This is a genomic window from Bacillus sp. PSXD-155 (assembly GCF_049310765.1).
Lineage (GTDB): Bacteria > Bacillota > Bacilli > Bacillales > Bacillaceae_G > Bacillus_A > Bacillus_A cereus.
On sequence record NZ_JBMOWC010000005.1, the window covers coordinates 146,580 to 167,205 of the forward strand.

Below are 20,626 nucleotides of genomic sequence, written 5' to 3' on the forward strand. Positions count from 1 at the left end.
ACAACGAAAGGAAACCGTCTAAAAGACTAGACGGTTTCCAAAACGGAATTTTATTCTTACGCTTTACCGTTAGAACCGAACTCACGCATTTTACCAGCAACAGTTGCTTTAATAGCGTCGCGGCCAGGTCCAATAAATTTACGAGGATCGTAAACTTCTTGGTCTTTGTTTAATACTTCACGAACAGCTTTTGTAAACTCGATTTGGTTCTCAGTGTTTACGTTGATTTTTGAAGTACCTAAAGAGATAGCTTTTACGATATCAGCAGTTGGGATACCAGTACCACCATGTAATACTAAAGGTACGCCAGTGAAGTCACGAACTTGTTCCATTTCAGCGAATCCTAAGTTAGGCTCACCTTTGTAAGGACCGTGTACAGAACCTAAAGCTGGAGCTAGGCAATCGATACCTGTTGCTTCAACAAGGTGCTTACACTCTGCTGGGTCAGCGTAAATTACGCCTTCAGCGATTACGTCGTCTTCTTGTCCGCCAACTGTTCCAAGCTCAGCTTCAACAGATACGTTACGAGCGTGTGCGTATTCTACTACTTGTTTAGTAGTTTCAACGTTTTCTTCGAATGGGTGGTGAGAAGCGTCGATCATTACAGATGTGAAACCTGCATCGATTGCTTCTTTACATTTTTCGAAGCTTGAACCATGGTCAAGGTGAATCGCTACAGGAACAGTGATGTTCATTTCTTCGATTAAAGCTTTAACCATAGCTACAACTGTTTTGAAACCAGTCATATGACGAGCTGCACCCTCAGATACACCTAGGATTACAGGAGATTTTTCTTCTTCCGCAGCAGCTAAGATAGCTTGAGTCCACTCTAAGTTGTTCATGTTGAATTGACCAACTGCGTATTTTCCTTCTAGTGCTTTGTTTAGCATTTCTTTCATAGAAACTAAAGGCATGGTGAATCCTCCTAAAAAACGTTTTTTGTATCCGATAAGTTCTTATCGCTGGTAGTATGACCAGAATAAGGTAAAATATGTATATCTACATACCGGACTTTTTTCTACACTCAATAGGATAACAACTTGTACTCAAAAACTCAACCGTATTCACCTGCACAATAGTCCATGTAAACGCTTTTTTCCATATTTTTTATAAAAAATTCATTTTTACGCCTCTACAGCGAGCTCATTTCTCACAGCTTGACGAATTTCATCAATATCAAATGGTTTAGCAAAATGCATTAAAGCTCCTAAATCTTTTGCTTCTTGGATCATATCAAGCTCTCCATAAGCAGTCATTAAAATGACTTTAATACTCTCATCAATTTCTTTTACATGCTTTAAAATCTCTATACCATCCATGCCTGGAATTTTCATATCTAACACTACTAAATCTGGATTATCTTTTTTCACGATATCTAAAGCTTGAAATCCATTCGCTGCTTGGAATGTCTGATAACCTTCTTTTTGGAACACTTCATGTAATAACACACGAATCCCATATTGATCATCAACAATTAAAATTTTACCTTCCATAATTCCCAACCTTTCTGTGTAAGTACAAGATTTAAAGCTTCTTATATCTTAACGATTTATTTTCGCTATTCTTTGGCAAATTCCTTCCTATTCTTTCTTATTTTACCGTTTCCTATTTTGTTATGCTACCCTACGATTTCACCTTTCTAAAAAAATAAACTATAATGAAAGCCGGCAAGCACGTACGAAAGGAGTAATATTATGTTAAAAATTTTTTCAACTCAATTAAGTGGTTATTTCTCCAAAATTTCTCAAAAAGAAGAAATGAATATAGAAGATAGCGCTCGTTTACTTGCTCAAGCACTAGTTGGCGATGGTTTCATTTATTTATATGGTACAAATGAAATGGAGGGCGTTGTTGCCGAAGCACTATTCGGTGCTGAACCAATGAAGCAAGCAAAACGCTTATTTGAAAATGGTAAAGAAGCAGAAGTAACCTCTGCGGATCGTGTACTTCTTATTAGCCGTTTTTCAACAGATGAAGCGGTTGTAGAAATTGCAAAAAAACTACAAGAAGAGGGACACTCTATTGTCGGCATTTCTGCTCTTCAAGAAGGTACGGAATCACTGGAACAATATACAGACGTACATATTGATACAAAATTGTTAAAAGGTCTTATTCCAGACGATGAAGGTAATCGCTACGGGTTCCCAAGCTTAATAGTAGCTTTATTTGCTTATCACGGAATCAAATTTATAATTGATGAAATGTTAAATGAATATTAAAAAAAGCGCCTTATTTCAGGCGCTTTTTTTATTACTTGCTCTCTTTATTCGTAATAGAAGCTCTTACGAAGTCATGGAACAATGGTTGTGGACGGTTTGGACGAGAAACAAGTTCTGGGTGGAACTGTGCTGCCACGAACCAAGGGTGGTCTTTTAATTCAATGATTTCAACTAGACGGCCGTCTGGGCTTGTACCAGAGAATACGAATCCTTCTTTTTCCATATCCGGACGGAACTGGTTGTTGAACTCATAACGATGACGATGACGCTCATATACAACCGGCTCATTATAAGCATTGTAAGCATTTGTTTCTTCAGCAAGCTTACATGGGTATAGACCAAGACGAAGTGTACCACCTAAGTCCTCTACATCTTTTTGTTCTGGTAATAAGTCAATGATTGCATATGGCGTATCAGGATTGATTTCAGAAGAGTTAGCACCTTCTAAACCTAATACATTACGTGCGAATTCGATTGATGCAAGTTGCATACCTAAGCAAATTCCTAAGAATGGAACTTTGTTTTCACGAGCATATTGAATCGCAACGATTTTACCTTCTACACCACGATCGCCGAAGCCACCTGGTACAAGGATACCATCTGTATCGCCAACTAATTCTTTTACGTTTTCTGCTGTTACGTGCTCAGCATTTACCCATTTTACTTCTACATCTGTGTCGAATGAGTAACCAGCATGACGAAGTGCTTCTACAACAGAAATATATGCATCTTGAAGTTCTACATATTTACCAACAAGAGCGATTTTTGTTTTCTTAGAAAGGTTACGTACTTTGTTAACTAGCGCAGTCCACTCTGTCATATCTGCAGCTGGATTGTCTAATTTTAAGTGATCACAAACGATTTGGTCCATGTTTTGTTCTTGAAGAGATAATGGAACCGCATATAAAGTATCTGCATCGCGAGCTTCGATAACTGCTTTTGTATCGATGTCACAGAATAATGCAAGCTTGTCTTTCATATCTTGAGAAACAGGAAGTTCTGTACGAACAACGATAATGTTTGGTTGAATACCTAAGCTACGAAGTTCTTTAACGCTATGTTGCGTTGGTTTTGTTTTCATTTCACCCGCTGCTTTTAAGTACGGGATTAACGTACAGTGAATGTACATTACATTGTCACGACCGATGTCGCTCTTAATTTGACGGATTGCTTCTAAGAATGGTAGAGACTCGATATCACCAACAGTTCCACCGATTTCTGTAATAACAACATCCGCATTTGTTTCACGGCCAGAACGATATACGCGCTCTTTAATTTCGTTAGTAATGTGAGGAATAACTTGAACTGTTCCTCCTAGATATTCACCGCGACGCTCTTTTTGAAGAACTGAAGAGTAAATTTTACCTGTTGTTACGTTGCTGTATTTGTTTAAGTTAATGTCGATAAAACGCTCATAGTGACCAAGGTCTAAGTCAGTTTCTGCGCCATCATCTGTTACGAATACCTCACCGTGTTGGTATGGGCTCATAGTCCCTGGGTCTACGTTAATGTATGGATCAAACTTTTGAATCGTTACATTTAAACCACGATTTTTTAAAAGTCTTCCAAGAGATGCTGCTGTAATACCTTTCCCTAAAGACGATACTACACCGCCTGTTACAAAAATATACTTAGTCATGAAAAAGCTCCCTTCTATTTTGCTGTTATATAATCACCGTTGCAAAGCGCAACGTATGTAGATAACACTGTATCCATCTTATTGTTAGACTCTTTTTATTTTCTAAACAAAAAACAAAAAAGAAAATTGCTCCCCTCATCACATAAAGTAACAAGTAGGGAGCAATTTTCTTTTATATTTACACTTTAAAAGTATTATCGTCCTTTTTTAAAGAGCCCAAAAATGATTCTACATGGACGATAATGAAAAGTCAAGAACTACAGTTCTTCCTCTTCTTCTTCTTCAGTTTCATCATACTCAAGTTCTTCTTCAGCGAAGTCGTCGTCTTCATCCTCTTCTAAATCATCAAGATCGTCGTCATCTCCGTCTTCATCTTCAAGAACCTTGTCCAAATCTTCTACATCATCTTCTTCGTCTACATTTCCGTCTGCATCGTCAAAGTCATCTTCATCTTCTTCAATGTAGTCGTCAAAACCGTCTTCTTCAACTTTACGTTTCTTCTTCGGTTTTGGCTGCGGTAAGATTTCTTCATCAATTTGCTCATATGGGTACCAGCTACGTAGTCCCCAACGATTTTCTCCTAAATTAATGAAACGTCCATCGATGTTTAAGTCTGTATAAAATTGTGCGAGTTTCGCATTAACTTGCTCTTGAGATAGTCCCAGCACTTGAGCGATTTCTTGAACCAACTCGTTGAATGTCGTTGCTTGTCTTTTATCCCCTAAAACGCTATGTACAACTTCAATCATTGAACATTCTTTTAGCTCTTCTGGTGAATATTGCTTAAAATTCACTTATGCGGCACTTCCTTTCATCAAATATAACCTTATATATAACGGTCTGCCTAAAAAAATCCATACTATTCATTATAAACAAAAGTCGCACAAATATGCTACAAAAAAAACGGGAAACTTTTATTTGGTAATAAAATTAATAATTTGTCTGTTCCTTATTTCGGAAGCATATGGGCACCTTGCAACACATACCTAATTTGCATTTCTGTATATTCTTCGAGCGTATACAGTTTTTGCAGTGCCCAACGTCTAAACCCCCACATTTGTCCTTGTATAAAAATATTATGTGCAAGAAGCTGTATTTCTTTTTTATTTAATATAAATGTTCCATTTTCCGTACACTGTTCTAAAATATCCTCAAACATTCCTACCATTTGAAACTCTTTTTCTAATACATATGGGAGAGATTCTTTCGGTAAAAAACGTACTTCTTGATACATAATTAATACTTCTTCTTGTAATTCGTCCATCACTTTAAAGTAATTCGTTATCGCTACCTTTAAACTTTCTATACTCCCTTTTTCTGTACATACTACTTCCTCTAATCGTTCTTTTACATGTTCATATATACTATCACAAACTAAATACAAAACATCATCTTTTGTACGAATGTACTCATAAAGTGTCCCTATACTAAATCCAGCCGCTTTTGCAATCTCTCTCGTTGTTGTACGCGGAAATCCTTTTTGTTTAAACAGTTGCACCGCACCTTTAATCATTTGTTCACGTCTTAACGCAACTAATTTTTCATCTTTCACCGATGCATGTACATTATGTTTAACCATTCCCTTCACCTCTCTCTATTATTTTTTGGAAGGAAAAAGCGTAGGAGAATACCTACGCTTTCGTTCCTACTTCGTTAACATACGAGAAATTACAAGCCTCTGAATCTCTTGTGTTCCTTCATATATTTGTGTAATCTTTGCATCTCGCATATAACGCTCTACTGGATAATCTTTCGTATAACCGTAACCACCAAATACTTGCACCGCTTCAGTCGTCACCTTCATCGCTGTATCCCCTGCAAATACTTTTGACATCGCTGATTCTTTTCCATACGGAAGCCCTTCTGATTCAAGCCAAGCCGCTTGATATGTCAAAAGGCGTGCCGCTTCTACATCTGTTGCCATATCCGCAAGTTTAAAGCCAATCCCTTGCTGCGCCGCAATTGGTTTTCCAAATTGATGGCGCTCCCTTGCATATTCTACAGAAGCATCTAAAGCCCCTTGTGCAATACCAACAGCTTGCGCCGCAATACCGTTACGACCTCCATCTAATGTTTGCATCGCAACTTTAAATCCTTGCCCCTCTTCTCCAAGTAGATTCTCTACCGGAATACGGCAATCTTCAAACATAATTTCAGTCGTTGGTGAAGAGCGAATCCCTAGCTTGCTCTCCTTCTTCCCAACTGAAAATCCCGGTGTATCACTTTCTACAATAAATGCACTCGTACCGCGCTGCTTCGATTCAGGATCAGTTAGCGCAAAAACAACATAAATATCAGCAATACCGCCATTTGTAATGAAAATTTTTGATCCATTTAAAATATAATGGTCGCCATCTCTCTTTGCGATTGTCTTCATTCCACCAGCATCCGATCCAGATGCTGGCTCCGTTAAGCCGTATGCACCAATTTTCTTCCCTTCAGCCATCGGTCGTAAAAACTTTTGCTTTTGTTCTTCTGTCCCAAATTTAAAAATTGGCCATCCTGCAAGTGAAGTATGCGCAGATAGTGTTACACCTGTTGAAGCACAAACTCGAGATAATTCTTCAATCGCAATTACGTACGCTAAGTAATCGCTTCCAATTCCACCGTACTCTTCAGGCCACGGAATACCGGTTAAACCAAGCTCTGCCATTTGATCAAATAACTCTCGATCAAATCGCTCTTCCTCATCACGCTCAGCTGCTGTTGGTGCTACTTCATTTTTAGCAAAATCTCGAACCATTTTTCTTATCATTTCATGTTCTTCTGATAGTTTAAAATGCATCTCCGTCTCCCCCTCGCCCTTTTATAAAGCACGGCTAATAACAAGTTTCTGTATTTCACTTGTTCCTTCATATATTTGCGTGATCTTCGCATCACGGAAAAATCGTTCTACTGGATATTCTTTCGTATAACCGTAACCACCAAATACTTGCACCGCCTCAATCGCGACTTCAACCGCTGTCTTAGAAGCAAATAATTTCGCAATAGATGCTTCTTTACCGCATGGTAATCCTTGTGCCCTAAGAGACGCCGCTCTATATACGAGTAACCTTGCTGCTTCGACACTTGTTGCCATATCTGCAAGCTTGAAGCCAATCCCTTGCTGCGCCGCAATTGGTTTCCCAAATTGTTCTCGTTCTTTTGCATAATCAATCGCACATGCAAGCGCCGCTTCAGCAATTCCTAACGCCTGTGCACCGATTCCAATTCGCCCAACATCTAAATTCGCCATCGCCACCTTGAATCCTTGTCCTTCTTCCCCAAGTAAATTCTCCGCTGGCACTTTCATATCTTCAAAAGTAAGTTGTACTGTACGAGAACCGAGGAGCCCCATCTTATGTTCATCTTTTCCGATGATTAAACCAGGTGTATCTTTCTCTACTATAAATGCAGAAATACCACTTTTCCCTGCCTCTGGATTTGTAGAAGCGAATACAATGTATGTACTTGCTTCACCACCATTTGTAATAAACACTTTCGATCCATTAATAATATAATGATCGCCTTTTTTGACAGCTCTTGATTTCAAACTCCCTGCATCTGATCCTGCATTTGGCTCTGTTAAAGCAAATGCGCCTAAATATTCCCCGGTTACAAGTTTAGAAACATATTTTTTCTTCTGTTCTTCTGTTCCGAAATATAAAATCGGATTCATTCCAACTGACGTATGTACAGCTAAAATTACACCAACTGTTGCACTTACCTTTGAGATTTCCTCAATTGCTAGAATATAAGAAATAAAATCCATTTCTGCCCCGCCGTATTTTGCAGGTGCTGGAATACCCATTAATCCAAGATCACCCATCTTTTGCAAAATCTCTTTCGGGAACACCCCTTGTTCCATACTAGGAACAAAGGGAGCTATTTCCTTCTGTGCAAAATCCCGAACCATTTTCCTCATCATTTGCTGCTCTTCATTAAAACGAAAGTTCATATATTCCGCCTCCATTTGCTATATATCCTTTTAACAATTTGGTAAGACCACTATTTTGTAACAAAAGGGGCATTTATTCGTAAACGTAGAATCCACGACCTGTTTTACGCCCTAACCATCCTGCATTTACATACTTACGTAATAACGGACATGGGCGATATTTACTATCTCCTAATCCTTCATGCAACACTTCCATAATGTATAAACACGTATCTAAACCGATAAAATCAGCGAGCGTCAAAGGCCCCATCGGATGGTTCATACCTAGCTTCATTACTTCATCAATTGCTTCTTTCGTCGCTACACCTTCATATAACGTATAAATTGCTTCGTTAATCATCGGTAGCAAAATGCGGTTTGATACAAAGCCTGGGAAATCATTTACTTCAACTGGTACTTTCCCAATTTTTTTCGTAATATCTTCAATTGCTTCATATACCGCATCATCTGTAGCCAAACCACGAATAATCTCAACAAGCTTCATAACTGGAACTGGATTCATAAAGTGCATGCCGATTACTTTTTCCGGACGCTTCGTTACCGCTGCAATTTCTGTAATTGGCAGAGATGACGTATTCGTCGCTAAAATTGCGTGTTCTGGAGCAATTTCATCTAGATTCGCAAAGATTTTCTTTTTAATATCCATTTTCTCAACAGCTGCTTCAATAATAAGATCCGCTTCTTTCACACAATCTAAATCAAGCGTTACTGTAAGACGATTTAATGTCGCTTCCTTCTCTTCTTCCTTCATGCGTCCTTTTTCTACTTGGCGCGCTAAATTTTTCGTAATGATAGCCAATCCTCTATCTAATTGCTCTTGTTTTAAATCTTGTACCTTCACGTCATACCCTGCCATTGCACATACTTGCGCAATTCCTGATCCCATTTGCCCTGCACCAATTACAACAATGTTTTGTACACCCATTTTTTCTTCCCCCTTAATTGTTAATAAATTTTATACCCTCGAACTTTAATTAATGAACTTCAATCATCACTGCGTCCCCTTGACCGCCACCGCTACAAATCGAAGCAATTCCAATTCCGCCGCCGCGCTGCTTAAGTGCATGGATTAGTGTTACGATAATGCGCGCTCCGCTTGCTCCAATCGGATGTCCCATCGCCACTGCGCCGCCATTTACATTCAATTTTTCTGGATCGATTCCTGCGATTTCTGTACTTGCAATTGCTACTGCTGCAAATGCTTCATTAATCTCGAATAAATCGATGTCTTCAATTGTCTTGCCTGTTTTTTCAAGCAATGCGTTAATTGCATAACCTGGCGTTCTTGGGAAATCTTTAGATTCCACTGCAATTGCTGTATGCGCCAAAATTGTCGCTAATGGCTTTCTTCCTTCTTGCTTCGCTCTGTCTTCGCTCATTAACACAAGTGCGGCACCACCATCGTTTAGTCCTGGCGCATTACCAGCTGTCACCGCCGCTTCCTTATCAAATACAGGTTTTAACTTTGCTAACTTTTCAATCGTTGTATCTTCACGTGGCGCCTCATCCTTTGCAACGACAATAGGATCGCCTTTTCTTTGCGGGATCGTTACTGGCACGATCTCCTCTTCAAAACGTCCTTCTTTATGCGCTGAAACCGCACGCTGATGGCTACGATATGCCCATTCATCTTGTGCTTCGCGAGAAATTCCATCTTCCTTCGCAACTTCTCCGCCATAAACACCCATGTGTGTACCTGAAAATGCGCATGTTAAACCGTCAGCAACGTTTAAATCAATAACTTCGTTGTTGCCCATTCTGTATCCCCATCTTGCTCCGCGTAAAATGTAAGGACTGTTACTCATCGACTCCATACCGCCAGCTACAATCAGTGATTGATCGCCAGTACGAATAATTTGATCCGCTAACGTAACCGCACGAAGTCCTGATGCACAAACTTTATTCACTGTTTCCGTCTGCACTTCCCAAGGGATTCCAGCAGCCCTTGCAGCTTGACGCGATGGAATTTGCCCCTGTCCCCCCTGAATAACCGTTCCAAATATAACTTCTTCAACATCACTAGCCGCAACATTTGCTCTTTCAAGCGCTGCTTTAATTGCAATTCCTCCAAGTTCCGTCGCTTTTACATCTTTTAAAGATCCTCCAAATTTTCCAACTGGTGTTCTTGCAGCACTTAAAATAACTGTTTTACTCATGTTTCTTTCCCCCATTTCATTTTTTAACACTGAGCGCTCGCTCGGTATCCCTACGTTGAGAAGAGGTGCAATCATTGCACCTCTTTCTAAAGTTGTATACATTCTTATAAACTACATCGCTTCTTTTTTCTGTCCGATAACAGATCGTTCTAAAATCTCTGTCACATCAAGAGTTTGAACTTTCTCTTCTACCTCTTTCGCTTTCGTTCCATCACTGATCATCGTTAAGCAATATGGACAACCTGTACCGATAATGGATGGCTGTACAGCTAATGCTTGTTCTGTACGAGCAACGTTAATACGAGAACCTGTTGTTTCTTCCATCCACATTAAGCCACCACCTGCGCCACAGCACATTCCAGTTTCACGGTTACGTGCCATTTCTACAAGATTCACTCCAGGAATCGCTTTCAAAATGTCACGTGGCGCTTCGTACACTTCGTTGTATCTTCCTAAATAACAGGAATCATGGTACGTAACTGTTTCTTCAATAGCGTGAACAGGCTTTAAGCGCCCTTCTTTCACCCACTGAGCTAACAATTCTGTATGATGATAGACTTCTGCTTGCAAGCCAAAGTCCGGATACTCATTTTTAAATGTGTTATAAGCATGAGGATCAATCGTAACGATTTTCTTCACTCCTGCCTTTTCAAATTCTTCGATATTCTTTGTCGCCATCTCTTGGAATACAAATTCATTTCCAAGGCGGCGTGGTGTATCTCCAGAATTCTTTTCTTTATTACCGAGAATTGCGAATGAAATGCCTGCTTCGTTCATTAACTTCGCAAACGATATCGCAATCTTCTGACTACGATTGTCGTATGATCCCATTGAACCAACCCAGAATAAATACTCGAATTCCTCCCCAGCTTTTGATTTTTCTTTTACAGTTGGAACTGTTACTTCGTCATCACCTTGGCGCCATGTTTCACGCTCTTTACGGTTCAGACCCCACGGATTCCCTTGACGCTCAATATTTGTCATCGCGCGTTGTGCTTCCGCGTCCATTTTTCCTTCTGTTAAAACGAGATATCGACGTAAATCAATAATTTTGTCAACATGCTCATTCATAACTGGACATTGATCTTCACAGTTACGACACGTTGTACATGCCCAAATCTCTTCTTCTGTAATAACATCTCCGATTAAACTCGGATCGTAAGCGAGAGTTGTAGCCGCTGATTCTTGTTGTCCTTTTCCAGCTGCCATCATCGCTAACTGATTTCCTTGTGTATTATTGAAGGCAACTACTGGAACCCATGGTGCTTTTGATGTTACCGCAGCTCCTTTATCAGTTAAATGATCACGAAGTTTTAAAATTAAGTCCATCGGCGATAACATTTTTCCTGTTCCTGTTGCCGGACACATATTTGTACAACGACCACACTCTACACAAGCGTATAAGTCAATAAGTTGATTTTGTCTAAAGTCTTCAATTTTACCAACACCAAATGTTTCTTGTGTTTCATCTTCAAAATCAATCTTTTCAAGCTTTCCTGGGTTTGAAAGACGACCGAAGAATACATTAGCTGGTCCCGCAATTAAATGCGCATGTTTTGATTGTGGAACATAGACTAAAAACGTTAACAAAATTAGTAAATGCACCCACCAAGAAAAATAGAACACTGAAATGGCTACGGTTTCATTTATCCCGCTAAAAACGTAAGCGATCGCAGAAGCGATTGGTTCACTCCATGAAAGCTCCTCACCATGCCATATAAGTCCCATACCGTTACCAAGTAGCACAGAAATCATTAAGCCACCGATAAAGATAAGAACAAGACCTGATTTGAAGTTACGTTTTAAACGAACAAGCTTTTCTACATAACGTCTATGAAAAGCCCAAAATACTGCAATTAAAATAACAAGTGTGACAATTTCCTGGAAGAATGTAAATGCAGGGTATAGTGGTCCAAGTGGAAGATGTGATCCTGGTGCGAGTCCTTTCCAAACGAAGTCAATTGCTCCAAATTGGACAAGAATAAATCCGTAAAAGAACATAACGTGAATGATGCCGCTTTTCTTATCTTTCAGCAGCTTTTTCTGACCGAAAACATTGACCTTAAGGAGATCCCAACGCTCTTTAAAACGACGGTCAAATTCAATTTTTTTTCCTAATTGTATGTAGGCCATTCTCGTCCGTATAAGATATACAAACAAATATCCTGCATAAGCAATAACAGCAATGGCAGCCAGCCAATTAATGATCAGTAAGCTATTCATTTTTATGCTACCCCTCTCTTTGTAAGCCCTCTTTCTTTTTTGAATCTTCAAAAATATATAATTTTCTGAATTATATCCCCTATCCCCATTATATAATGAGTGAGCATTCAGTCAACAGTTTTTTGTTATAGAACAACACATTTTTTCATAAAGCTGTTTATTTCGGTGAAACTATAAAGTGAAACTTTAATCAGTAGGGCTTTTACGGGCAGTTGATTTCCAAACTAACTTCTACTTATCCACCAGTTTTTGAGGTGGAGGCTTACTGCCCGTTAAAGCGGGATAAAGTGAAACTTTAATCAGTGCAACATACTATCATCTGATGAAATTTATAATAACAGCCGTGCTACCCGTATCATTTGTAACACACTGAAGGTGAAAAGAATGCGAAGGAGGGAATTCACTGATGCTCTACTTATCTCTTTTGTTAATATCCGTTGCTCTTTGGATTACAATTGATCTTTCATACGGGAGATTTCTTCATTTAAAACGGGTAAGCTCTCGCACTTTCCCTTTACGTCAAAGTGATTTTCACCTTTATACATACGGGAAAGATTTGTATGACGCTTTATTTACTGATATAAAACAAGCACAGCACCACATTCATATTTTATTCTTCATTGTAAAAAACGATAAAATCAGTCGTGAATTTTTAAATTTGCTGATTGATAAGGCTCAGGAAGGAATTGAAGTACGACTTTTACTTGATCGATTTGGCAGCCATTCTTTATCAAACGAAGCTATTCGCTCCCTCCGAAAACATGGTGTATCTTTTTCATTTTGTCATAAGGTAAAATTTCCTCTGCTTTTCTTTTCTGCCAATCAAAGAAACCATAGAAAAATTACAGTGATTGATGGGAAAACTGGCTATATCGGGGGATTTAATATCGGCGAAGAGTATCTGGGGCATAATGAATATTTAGGATTATGGCGAGACTATCATTTACGTCTTACAGGAGAAGGGGTTCAAGATTTACAAAAGCAATTTTTGCATGACTGGTTTGATGATACGAAACAGGATTTATTGAATGCTTCTCTTTATTTTCCAAAACAAAACCCAGGTACCATACTGCATCAATTTATTCCGACTGATGGTGCTTATTTACAGCATACTTTTTTACATTTAATTAACGGAGCAAAAAAAGAAATCTGTATCGGTACACCATATTTCATTCCTGGAAAAAAAATTATGAATGCCTTATTAAAAGCAAGAGAAAGAGGGGTTCAAATCACAATTCTTGTTCCAGAAAAAGCTGATCACCCTCTCGTTCGAGAAGCAAAATTCCCATACTGCCGAAAATTAATACAGGCTGGTTGCAATATTTATGCATTTCAACAAGGTTTTTTTCACGCCAAAATTATTATAGTGGATGATGATATTTGTGATATCGGAACAGCAAACTTTGATATGAGAAGTTTATATATTAACCATGAAATAAACTGCCTGTTATATAGTAAACATTTCGTTCAAACAGTAAAAAATAAATTCCATGAAGACCTAAAGAATGCATCCATACTTTCCTATAGCGATGTAAACCCAACTTCTCTTATCGATAGAGGAAAGGAATTGATTGGAACAATGCTTGCTTTCTTTTTATAGGAAAGACAATGAATAAAAGAGGTGTATCTTATATGATTATGCGGTTTGGATATGTCTCACATGCAATGACACTCTGGGACTGTTCTCCTGCCAAAACAATGACGTTTACAAGCTTTAAGAAACTCAGCAAGCAAGAGCGAGAAGACAAACTGTACCACGTTATAAGGCAAAATTTAGAGCACACAATACGTATCCTACATTACAATATAGCGCATGAAATCCCACTATATCGCCTATCGTCTTCAATCGTCCCACTTGCAACACATCCCGAAGTCGAGTTTGACTATATTGGGGTATTCACACCACTTTGGCGTAAAATAGGAGCTTTAATTAAAGAACACAATTTACGAATAAGTTTTCATCCAAATCAATTTACGCTATTTACAAGCGACAAGCCACATATTACTACTAACGCTATTACGGATATGACTTATCATTATAAAGTATTAGATGCTATAGGCATTGCAGATTCCTCTTACATTAATATTCATGTAGGTGGAGCCTATGGAAATAAAGAAAAGGCAATTGAGCGCTTCCATGAAAACATAAAAAAACTTCCTGCACATATAAAAAAACAAATGACTCTTGAAAATGATGATAAAACCTATACAACCGCTGAAACTTTATCAATTTGCCAAAAAGAAAATATTCCATTTGTATTTGATTATCATCATCATATGGCCAATCTTTGCGAGGAACCACTAGAAGAGTTGCTTCCTGCAATTTTTGAAACTTGGTCACATACAAATATCTCTCCTAAAGTTCACATTTCCTCTCCGAGATCGGAAAAAGAATTTAGGGCTCATGCTGAATATATCGATTTAGAGTTTATCAAGCCCTTCTTACACGTTGCAAAAAAAAACAATCATAATTTCGATATTATGATTGAAAGTAAACAAAAAGACTTAGCACTATTCCAATTAATAGATGAACTTTCTGCTATAAGAGGAATTAAAAGAATAAGTGGTGCAAAGTTACAGTGGTAAATTGTAACTTTGCACCATTTTTTCAAAAAAGTAATTTTTATAGTAAAAAACATCCTATTTTATATGCTATTATTTAAATTAGCATTCCCCCGAGATTCAACTTTATTGAAACGGAGTCATAATATGATTAGTCAAAAAAAGTATGTACAATTTGTCATAATATACATATCTATATTCGCTCTTTGGATACTCTTTATTCCAAATGAGTCGCATATAAAGGAAATTGGGATTCTTTTCTTATTCTGTTTCGCTGCACTTTTTTCTTGCCACTGTTTATATAAAGCTATTAAGAAAATGAAACGCAGTGATAAACTATTTTGGATTTTATTACTATGTACTTGCCTATGTGGATTAATTATGGAGATAACCCTATTTCTTAGTTCACTTTCCATACATGATCAATCTATATTTTCATATAAAGCATTGCCTTTTTTTATCATACAATATATTTTGCTCTTTGTTGGATTTGCTATAAAGTTTATAAAGAATTACTCTATTAAGGGGCTTTCGCAATTTTCATTCGATAGCATCTTTATTATTATTATGAACATTTATTTCACCTTAACTTTTATCTTAGATCTTTCAAGTTTCCGCATGTTAACAAAGGATACTTGGATTTTAATTGGGTATTTCATTGCACAATCATTAGTAATTTACGCCGTTATTAGCCTATATAGAAGAGAACAATATTCTTCTAGTAGAGTCGCATTAATTATCGGCTTCACTATTATACTCATATACGGTTATATTCATCTGTTTCAATTGAACTTTGGGATGAAAACTTCTGCTGAAATTAATTATTTAATACACACTGCTTCTATTTTATTAATTGGACTTTCTTCCATACTATATATTTTAGATAAACCAATGCAGCATGAAACGAAAACAAAATATTATCGATTCGATTATGTACGTTTTATACTACCTTATTTTAGTATAATTATTACTTTTTCTTTTATTATCATTCAACCTTGGGATGATAAGTTCATGTTAATCGGTCTCGTATTATCACTTATTTTGTTATTCTTGCGGCAACTTTACATGTGGAAAGATAATCAAGCACTAATCCATACATATGAACAGTTGACTACACAACTAGAGGATGAAGTTGAAGAAGGTGCATTTGCATTATCAAAAAGTGAACAACGTTATAAATCTTTATTCGAAGATCATCCCGATGCCGTTTTCTCTTTAAATATGAATGGCATTTTTCAACACTCTAATAAGGCATGCGAAAGCTTATTTACTGCCTATTATTGCGAAGTGGCAAGCTATTCTCTGGTACACTTCATTGATTCAAAAGACCACGAACTACTAAAGAAGGCTTTACAAATTACAAAGGAAGGTAGGCCACAAACGTTAGAAGTTCGTACAAAAGAACAAGAAGGCTATTATTATTATCTCCATATTACACTTATCCCTACTTTTATAAACAAAGAAGTGGTCGGAATGTTTGGGATAGCGCGTGATATTACCACTTTATATGAAAAACAAAAACAAGTAGAACATTTAGCCTTTCACGATGCACTTACTGGATTACCAAATCGCCGAAAGTTCGAAAAAGATTTAAAAGCCATTTTAAATACAGCCCAAACTAACGCAAATGATGTCGCCGTCATATTCCTTGATTTAGATCGATTTAAAAAAATTAACGATAGACTTGGTCATGACGTCGGAGATTTATTATTAATTGAAGTAGCAAAAAGATTACGCGGTTGCTTGCGTTCAAAAGATGTCGTCGCTCGCCAAGGTGGAGATGAATTTACCATTCTATTACCAGAAATGTACTCAGAAAAAAGTGCAATTTTTATAGCTGAACAGATTTTAACTATTTTAAACAAACCATTCTTCATTCAAGGCGAAGAACTCTCTATTACACCAAGTATCGGAATTGCGATGTATCCTGATTACGGAACTGATGTAAATGAGTTAATGAAAAATGCTGATATGGCTATGTACCGTGCGAAGGCAAATGGAAAAAACAGATTTGTTTTCTTCTCAAAAGAAATGAGTATCGCTCAAAATGAAATTCAATTCTTAGAAGGTGAACTTTCAAAAGCATTACAACAAAATGAATTTTTCCTTGAATACCAGCCACAAGTAAGCACAAAAACAAAACAAATTATCGGTTTTGAAGCATTAATACGTTGGAAGCATCCAAAACTTGGCATCGTATCTCCAGCCCAATTTATCCCTCTAGCAGAGGAAACTGGTTTTATTATTGAACTTGGTAATTGGATTTTACGTACTGCCTGTTTAGAGGCAAAAAGATGGCATAATCAAGGTTTTTCTCACTTAAAAGTTGGTGTGAATTTATCTGTTGTTCAATTTAACCATGCAGATTTAATCTCAACTATTTCAAAGGTGTTGGAAGAAACAGAACTGAAACCAGAAGCACTAGATATTGAAATTACGGAAAGCATCGCAATTAATCAAAATCAATCTGTAGTTGCAAAACTAGAACAGCTTCAAAATCTCGGCATTCAAATTTCAATCGATGACTTTGGAACTGGTTATAGTTCTTTAGCTTATTTAACAAAATATCCAATTAACACATTAAAAATTGCTCGAGAGTTTATTTGTGGAATTACAACTAGCCCTTTAGAAGAAGCAATTGTCTCTTCCATTATTACACTATCAAAAGAACTAAATTTAGAAGTGATTGCAGAAGGTGTAGAAACGGAAGAAGAATGGGAATTTTTACATAGACAAAATTGTGATCACATTCAAGGATTCTTTATTAGCAAACCTGTTTCTAGTAAAGACGTTTGGATGTTACTCCATAAAAAAACAACCGTCTAAGTAAGACGGTTGTTTTTTTAAAACTCAAAAGGCATATCTGAAGCTAATTGTACCTCTTGATCATCATGAGAAATTACTTGGCTTTTCTCTAAAGCTGTATCCGCTAATGAAATACCCCATGTCATTGCTAACGTTAATAGACTACCGATAAGTAGTTTCTTCATATTCCATCACCCACATTTTTTCTTTTAATATATCATGAAAATTTATCCATACATTATGCAATTATGCATATTTAGTTTTTGCGTTATTTTATTTCGTCATTTTTTTCATAAATTTTTCTTTATACGTATGCATTTCTAATATATCAAAAAAGAAATAAGCCTTTTCATAAGCTTCTTCACTCTCTGTCTCATCATAGCCTAGCTTTTCTAAACATTCACCTTTTTGATAGTATAGCTGCCCAATCAATGCCATACTATTAATTCGACACGATATTTCAATAGCTTTATTTATTTGATAAAGAGCCTCTTCATATTGATTATCTAAGTATAATGTTTTCGCATAATTATGTCTTACCTTCACATCAAACTCTTTATTTTCAGGTAATGCCTCTAATTGCTTTAATATACCTTCAAATAACTCCATGCCCTTCTTAAAGTAACCATTTTCAGCATAAATATTTGCAATTGCATTCTCTATATAAAGATTTTGGTACACATCAATCCCAGTTAATTGTTGATTTAACAATTTTTTTAATTCTAAAATACAATATTCATAATCACTTTTCTTCAATACATACGCTGCTACATGATATTGCCATTGAAGAAATTGCTGAAACTCAGGATGATATTCTTCCTTTTTCAACTCATTCCATACTTTATTATAAATTTCTTTATATTTCTTTTGCTTACAAAGCATAATGATTTGATCTTTTAACTGCTTTTTCCTCTCAATATCGGAATAAATGAGTACCTCATAAAAATGAATAATGGGAACTTGTAACTTTGCTGCAATACCTTGCAATATATCCATACTTGGGTATACCGCACCCGATTCAATTCTGCTCACTTCCGATTGATGACATATGTTCTCGGATAACTGTTTTTGTGTTAATCCTCTCAACACTCTAATTTTCTTAATTTCACTTCCTAATTTCTCTGCGTGCATACTTACTCACCATCCCATTATAACAATCTAATTTGTTAAGTTGTCATACCACTACAATAATGTGAATTCGACAATTTTTGATATGAAATAATGCATAATATATATAAAATTCGGCAAATTTTTCATACAATTCATCTCACATACAATAATAGATTAGGAGTGTTATAGATGAATTATAGAAAACTTGCTAGTGCTTTCGTTACATTCGGTCTTCTTTGTCCTTTATCAACAGAAGCTATTCATGCTCAAGAATTAGACAAAAGTGCAGTCAAAGTTGAAATTGCTCAGCCTGGTTTAACAATCGGGAAATTAACACAACCTCAAAATGATACGAAAGAAAATATTGCTAAAAAGTATTTAAAGGGTGAGGTAAATGGGGCGAAAGCTCAACAAGAACAAGTCACTACTGAAAAAAATGTAGATTTCCAACCTACAAATAAAGAAACCAAAGAAAATCAAACCGAAGTTCGCCTTGCACAAACATATAAAAACTATAAAGTATATGGCCAAGATCTCATTGTAAAAGTAGATAAAAATGGAGTGATCACAACTGTTAGTGGTAAAGTTATTCAAAATTTAAATCAACAACCTAATCTTACTATAACAAATTTTTTGTCGAAAAATGAAGTAAAATCTAAATTACGCGATATAGTTCAAATTCCAAGTGATGCAGTTGAGACAGAATTCTCTAGCGAAACCGTTGTTTATAAGAAAAAAGATGGCTATTATACATTCGCAACTGTTATTACATTTACTTATGAAAACAATGAACAAATTATAAACGGCAATGCTATCGTTGATCTAAAAACTGGCGAAGTACTTTTCCAAGAAAAGTTCATTAAAAACAAAGAGAATAAGACTATAAATCAAGTAACATCACCTAGATTATCCCCTGCAAGTGAGCAAGGAACTGGGAAAAATGCACTTCAAGAAAACATCTCTTTCAATATTGCCAAAGGAACTGATGGGAAATTTTATTTAGCGGATTTATCACGCGGAAATGGTATTTATATTTATAATGCAAACTACGCCGATTCCCTCGGAGGATATAGTCAAGCTGGTTATCCAGGGACACTAATTTCAAGTAGCAATCCTAATTTTGCAGATAAAGAAGCCGCGGGCGCTATGAAGAACATGAGTGATATTTACGATTACTTTAAGAAAGAACATAATCTAAAAAGTTACGACAATAAAGATTCAAAAGTTGTTGCTAGTGTACACGGTTTTGATTCTACTGAAGTTAGTGATGGTGTAAAAGAAGACTATGTAAATGCATTTTGGCATCCCGCTTGGAACCAAATGGTATTTGGTGATGGTTTAGACGGAAAACTAACATCCGCTCTTGACGTAACAGCTCATGAATTTGGACATGCTGTATTCAGTGGCACGACGAAAAATAAAGTCGTGAGATATCCAAGCGCTGAAACATCTGCACTAAACGAGGGATTAGCGGATTTCTGGGGTACACAAATTGAATATTACGTAAAGAAAGATAAAGGAAACTGGATTATGGGCGATACATTAGGTGGCCTAACAATTCGTGATATCCCAAGGGAAATTGGTGACGGCGGTCATAAACTATATACAAATTTACAAGATTTCTATAACGATGGTAATAATCAAGAATCACACGTGAATTCTGGTATTATCAGTCACGTATTATATCAATTAGCTGAAGGTAAAACATATAACGATGTTGCTGTTCAAAAGCAAGGCAATGAAAAAGTAAGTAAAGTTGTTATGCGTGCATTGCAAAATTATGCAACTTCCGCTGAAGACTTTGAATCACTTCAATCTCATATCGTACAAGCTGCAAAAGATTTATATGGCACTGCCGTATCAAATGAATTTGCAAAGGCATTTGAAGCACATGGTTACAAGTCGTTACAAAAAGTAAATCAAGTAATAGAAATACAATAATTATAAAAAGAAGGTTACCTCTCATAGGTAACCT

Annotated in this window: 17 protein-coding genes; 5 read left to right on the forward strand and 12 right to left on the reverse strand. The window is 36.7% G+C overall.

Annotation, left to right across the window (positions count from 1 at the left end; all coding sequences use genetic code 11):
- Nucleotides 1–56: 56 nt before the first annotated feature.
- Nucleotides 57–914, reverse strand: coding sequence for a class II fructose-bisphosphate aldolase (locus ACO6VI_RS07295; RefSeq protein WP_001131856.1), 858 nt, complete (start codon nucleotides 912–914; stop codon nucleotides 57–59).
- A 210-nt stretch (nucleotides 915–1,124) separates the two neighbouring features.
- On the reverse strand, nucleotides 1,125–1,493 hold the full coding sequence (gene spo0F / locus ACO6VI_RS07300) for a sporulation initiation phosphotransferase Spo0F (RefSeq protein WP_000398594.1): 369 nt from the start codon (nucleotides 1,491–1,493) through the stop codon (nucleotides 1,125–1,127).
- A gap of 201 nt (nucleotides 1,494–1,694) precedes the next feature.
- On the opposite strand from spo0F, the gene ACO6VI_RS07305 reads away from it, so the two are divergent.
- Complete coding sequence (locus tag ACO6VI_RS07305; protein WP_071731518.1) at nucleotides 1,695–2,219, forward strand: DUF2529 domain-containing protein; 525 nt, start codon at nucleotides 1,695–1,697, stop codon at nucleotides 2,217–2,219.
- Nucleotides 2,220–2,250: 31 nt separating this feature from the next.
- Here the strand turns inward: ACO6VI_RS07305 and pyrG are convergent, their stop codons facing one another.
- From pyrG to ACO6VI_RS07345, 8 genes are all read right to left on the reverse strand, one after another.
- A complete protein-coding gene (gene pyrG, locus ACO6VI_RS07310) occupies nucleotides 2,251–3,858 on the reverse strand; it encodes a CTP synthase (protein ID WP_000170447.1) in 1,608 nt (535 codons plus the stop codon).
- 257 nt (nucleotides 3,859–4,115) lie between these two features.
- The gene (gene rpoE / locus ACO6VI_RS07315) at nucleotides 4,116–4,652 is read right to left on the reverse strand and encodes a DNA-directed RNA polymerase subunit delta (protein ID WP_023523567.1); all 537 of its coding nucleotides are present in this window, start codon (nucleotides 4,650–4,652) and stop codon (nucleotides 4,116–4,118) included.
- Nucleotides 4,653–4,807: 155 nt separating this feature from the next.
- Complete coding sequence (locus ACO6VI_RS07320; RefSeq protein WP_000238601.1) at nucleotides 4,808–5,437, reverse strand: TetR/AcrR family transcriptional regulator; 630 nt, start codon at nucleotides 5,435–5,437, stop codon at nucleotides 4,808–4,810.
- Between the two features lie 66 nt (nucleotides 5,438–5,503).
- Complete coding sequence (gene acdA, locus ACO6VI_RS07325; RefSeq protein ID WP_000545539.1) at nucleotides 5,504–6,643, reverse strand: acyl-CoA dehydrogenase AcdA; 1,140 nt, start codon at nucleotides 6,641–6,643, stop codon at nucleotides 5,504–5,506.
- A gap of 21 nt (nucleotides 6,644–6,664) precedes the next feature.
- Nucleotides 6,665–7,795, reverse strand: coding sequence for an acyl-CoA dehydrogenase (locus tag ACO6VI_RS07330; RefSeq protein ID WP_071731519.1), 1,131 nt, complete (start codon nucleotides 7,793–7,795; stop codon nucleotides 6,665–6,667).
- Between the two features lie 73 nt (nucleotides 7,796–7,868).
- A complete protein-coding gene (locus ACO6VI_RS07335) occupies nucleotides 7,869–8,720 on the reverse strand; it encodes a 3-hydroxybutyryl-CoA dehydrogenase (protein ID WP_000538874.1) in 852 nt (283 codons plus the stop codon).
- A gap of 49 nt (nucleotides 8,721–8,769) precedes the next feature.
- Complete coding sequence (locus tag ACO6VI_RS07340; protein WP_106823484.1) at nucleotides 8,770–10,053, reverse strand: acetyl-CoA C-acetyltransferase; 1,284 nt, start codon at nucleotides 10,051–10,053, stop codon at nucleotides 8,770–8,772.
- Nucleotides 10,054–10,062: 9 nt separating this feature from the next.
- Nucleotides 10,063–12,174 carry a heterodisulfide reductase-related iron-sulfur binding cluster gene (locus tag ACO6VI_RS07345; protein ID WP_001086772.1) on the reverse strand — a complete coding sequence of 704 codons (2,112 nt, stop codon included), beginning with the start codon at nucleotides 12,172–12,174 and terminating at the stop codon, nucleotides 10,063–10,065.
- Nucleotides 12,175–12,580: 406 nt separating this feature from the next.
- On the opposite strand from ACO6VI_RS07345, the gene cls reads away from it, so the two are divergent.
- From cls to ACO6VI_RS07360, 3 genes are all read left to right on the forward strand, one after another.
- Nucleotides 12,581–13,774, forward strand: a complete 1,194-nt coding sequence (cls, locus tag ACO6VI_RS07350; RefSeq protein ID WP_161520359.1) for a cardiolipin synthase — start codon at nucleotides 12,581–12,583, stop codon at nucleotides 13,772–13,774.
- A gap of 32 nt (nucleotides 13,775–13,806) precedes the next feature.
- Nucleotides 13,807–14,760 carry a UV DNA damage repair endonuclease UvsE gene (gene uvsE, locus ACO6VI_RS07355; protein WP_161520358.1) on the forward strand — a complete coding sequence of 318 codons (954 nt, stop codon included), beginning with the start codon at nucleotides 13,807–13,809 and terminating at the stop codon, nucleotides 14,758–14,760.
- A 123-nt stretch (nucleotides 14,761–14,883) separates the two neighbouring features.
- On the forward strand, nucleotides 14,884–17,562 hold the full coding sequence (locus ACO6VI_RS07360; RefSeq protein ID WP_097920062.1) for a DUF4084 domain-containing protein: 2,679 nt from the start codon (nucleotides 14,884–14,886) through the stop codon (nucleotides 17,560–17,562).
- A 17-nt stretch (nucleotides 17,563–17,579) separates the two neighbouring features.
- On the opposite strand, the gene ACO6VI_RS07365 is transcribed toward ACO6VI_RS07360, so the two are convergent.
- Complete coding sequence (locus tag ACO6VI_RS07365) at nucleotides 17,580–17,726, reverse strand: quorum-sensing peptide PapR (protein WP_000734744.1); 147 nt, start codon at nucleotides 17,724–17,726, stop codon at nucleotides 17,580–17,582.
- Between the two features lie 88 nt (nucleotides 17,727–17,814).
- Nucleotides 17,815–18,672 carry a helix-turn-helix domain-containing protein gene (locus ACO6VI_RS07370; protein ID WP_023523572.1) on the reverse strand — a complete coding sequence of 286 codons (858 nt, stop codon included), beginning with the start codon at nucleotides 18,670–18,672 and terminating at the stop codon, nucleotides 17,815–17,817.
- 168 nt (nucleotides 18,673–18,840) lie between these two features.
- Between ACO6VI_RS07370 and ACO6VI_RS07375 the strand changes: the two genes are divergently transcribed.
- A complete protein-coding gene (locus tag ACO6VI_RS07375) occupies nucleotides 18,841–20,592 on the forward strand; it encodes a M4 family metallopeptidase (protein ID WP_023523573.1) in 1,752 nt (583 codons plus the stop codon).
- Nucleotides 20,593–20,626 lie beyond the last annotated feature (34 nt).

Coding starts and splice junctions, on each gene's coding strand:
- ACO6VI_RS07295 (WP_001131856.1), bottom strand. CDS start 914: ATGCCTTTAGTTTCTATGAAAGAAATGCTAAACAAAGCACTAGAAGGA.
- spo0F (WP_000398594.1), bottom strand. CDS start 1,493: ATGGAAGGTAAAATTTTAATTGTTGATGATCAATATGGGATTCGTGTG.
- ACO6VI_RS07305 (WP_071731518.1), top strand. CDS start 1,695: ATGTTAAAAATTTTTTCAACTCAATTAAGTGGTTATTTCTCCAAAATT.
- pyrG (WP_000170447.1), bottom strand. CDS start 3,858: ATGACTAAGTATATTTTTGTAACAGGCGGTGTAGTATCGTCTTTAGGG.
- ACO6VI_RS07320 (WP_000238601.1), bottom strand. CDS start 5,437: ATGGTTAAACATAATGTACATGCATCGGTGAAAGATGAAAAATTAGTT.
- acdA (WP_000545539.1), bottom strand. CDS start 6,643: ATGCATTTTAAACTATCAGAAGAACATGAAATGATAAGAAAAATGGTT.
- ACO6VI_RS07330 (WP_071731519.1), bottom strand. CDS start 7,795: ATGAACTTTCGTTTTAATGAAGAGCAGCAAATGATGAGGAAAATGGTT.
- ACO6VI_RS07335 (WP_000538874.1), bottom strand. CDS start 8,720: ATGGGTGTACAAAACATTGTTGTAATTGGTGCAGGGCAAATGGGATCA.
- ACO6VI_RS07340 (WP_106823484.1), bottom strand. CDS start 10,053: ATGTATACAACTTTAGAAAGAGGTGCAATGATTGCACCTCTTCTCAAC.
- ACO6VI_RS07345 (WP_001086772.1), bottom strand. CDS start 12,174: ATGAATAGCTTACTGATCATTAATTGGCTGGCTGCCATTGCTGTTATT.
- cls (WP_161520359.1), top strand. CDS start 12,581: ATGCTCTACTTATCTCTTTTGTTAATATCCGTTGCTCTTTGGATTACA.
- uvsE (WP_161520358.1), top strand. CDS start 13,807: ATGATTATGCGGTTTGGATATGTCTCACATGCAATGACACTCTGGGAC.
- ACO6VI_RS07360 (WP_097920062.1), top strand. CDS start 14,884: ATGATTAGTCAAAAAAAGTATGTACAATTTGTCATAATATACATATCT.
- ACO6VI_RS07365 (WP_000734744.1), bottom strand. CDS start 17,726: ATGAAGAAACTACTTATCGGTAGTCTATTAACGTTAGCAATGACATGG.
- ACO6VI_RS07370 (WP_023523572.1), bottom strand. CDS start 18,672: ATGCACGCAGAGAAATTAGGAAGTGAAATTAAGAAAATTAGAGTGTTG.
- ACO6VI_RS07375 (WP_023523573.1), top strand. CDS start 18,841: ATGAATTATAGAAAACTTGCTAGTGCTTTCGTTACATTCGGTCTTCTT.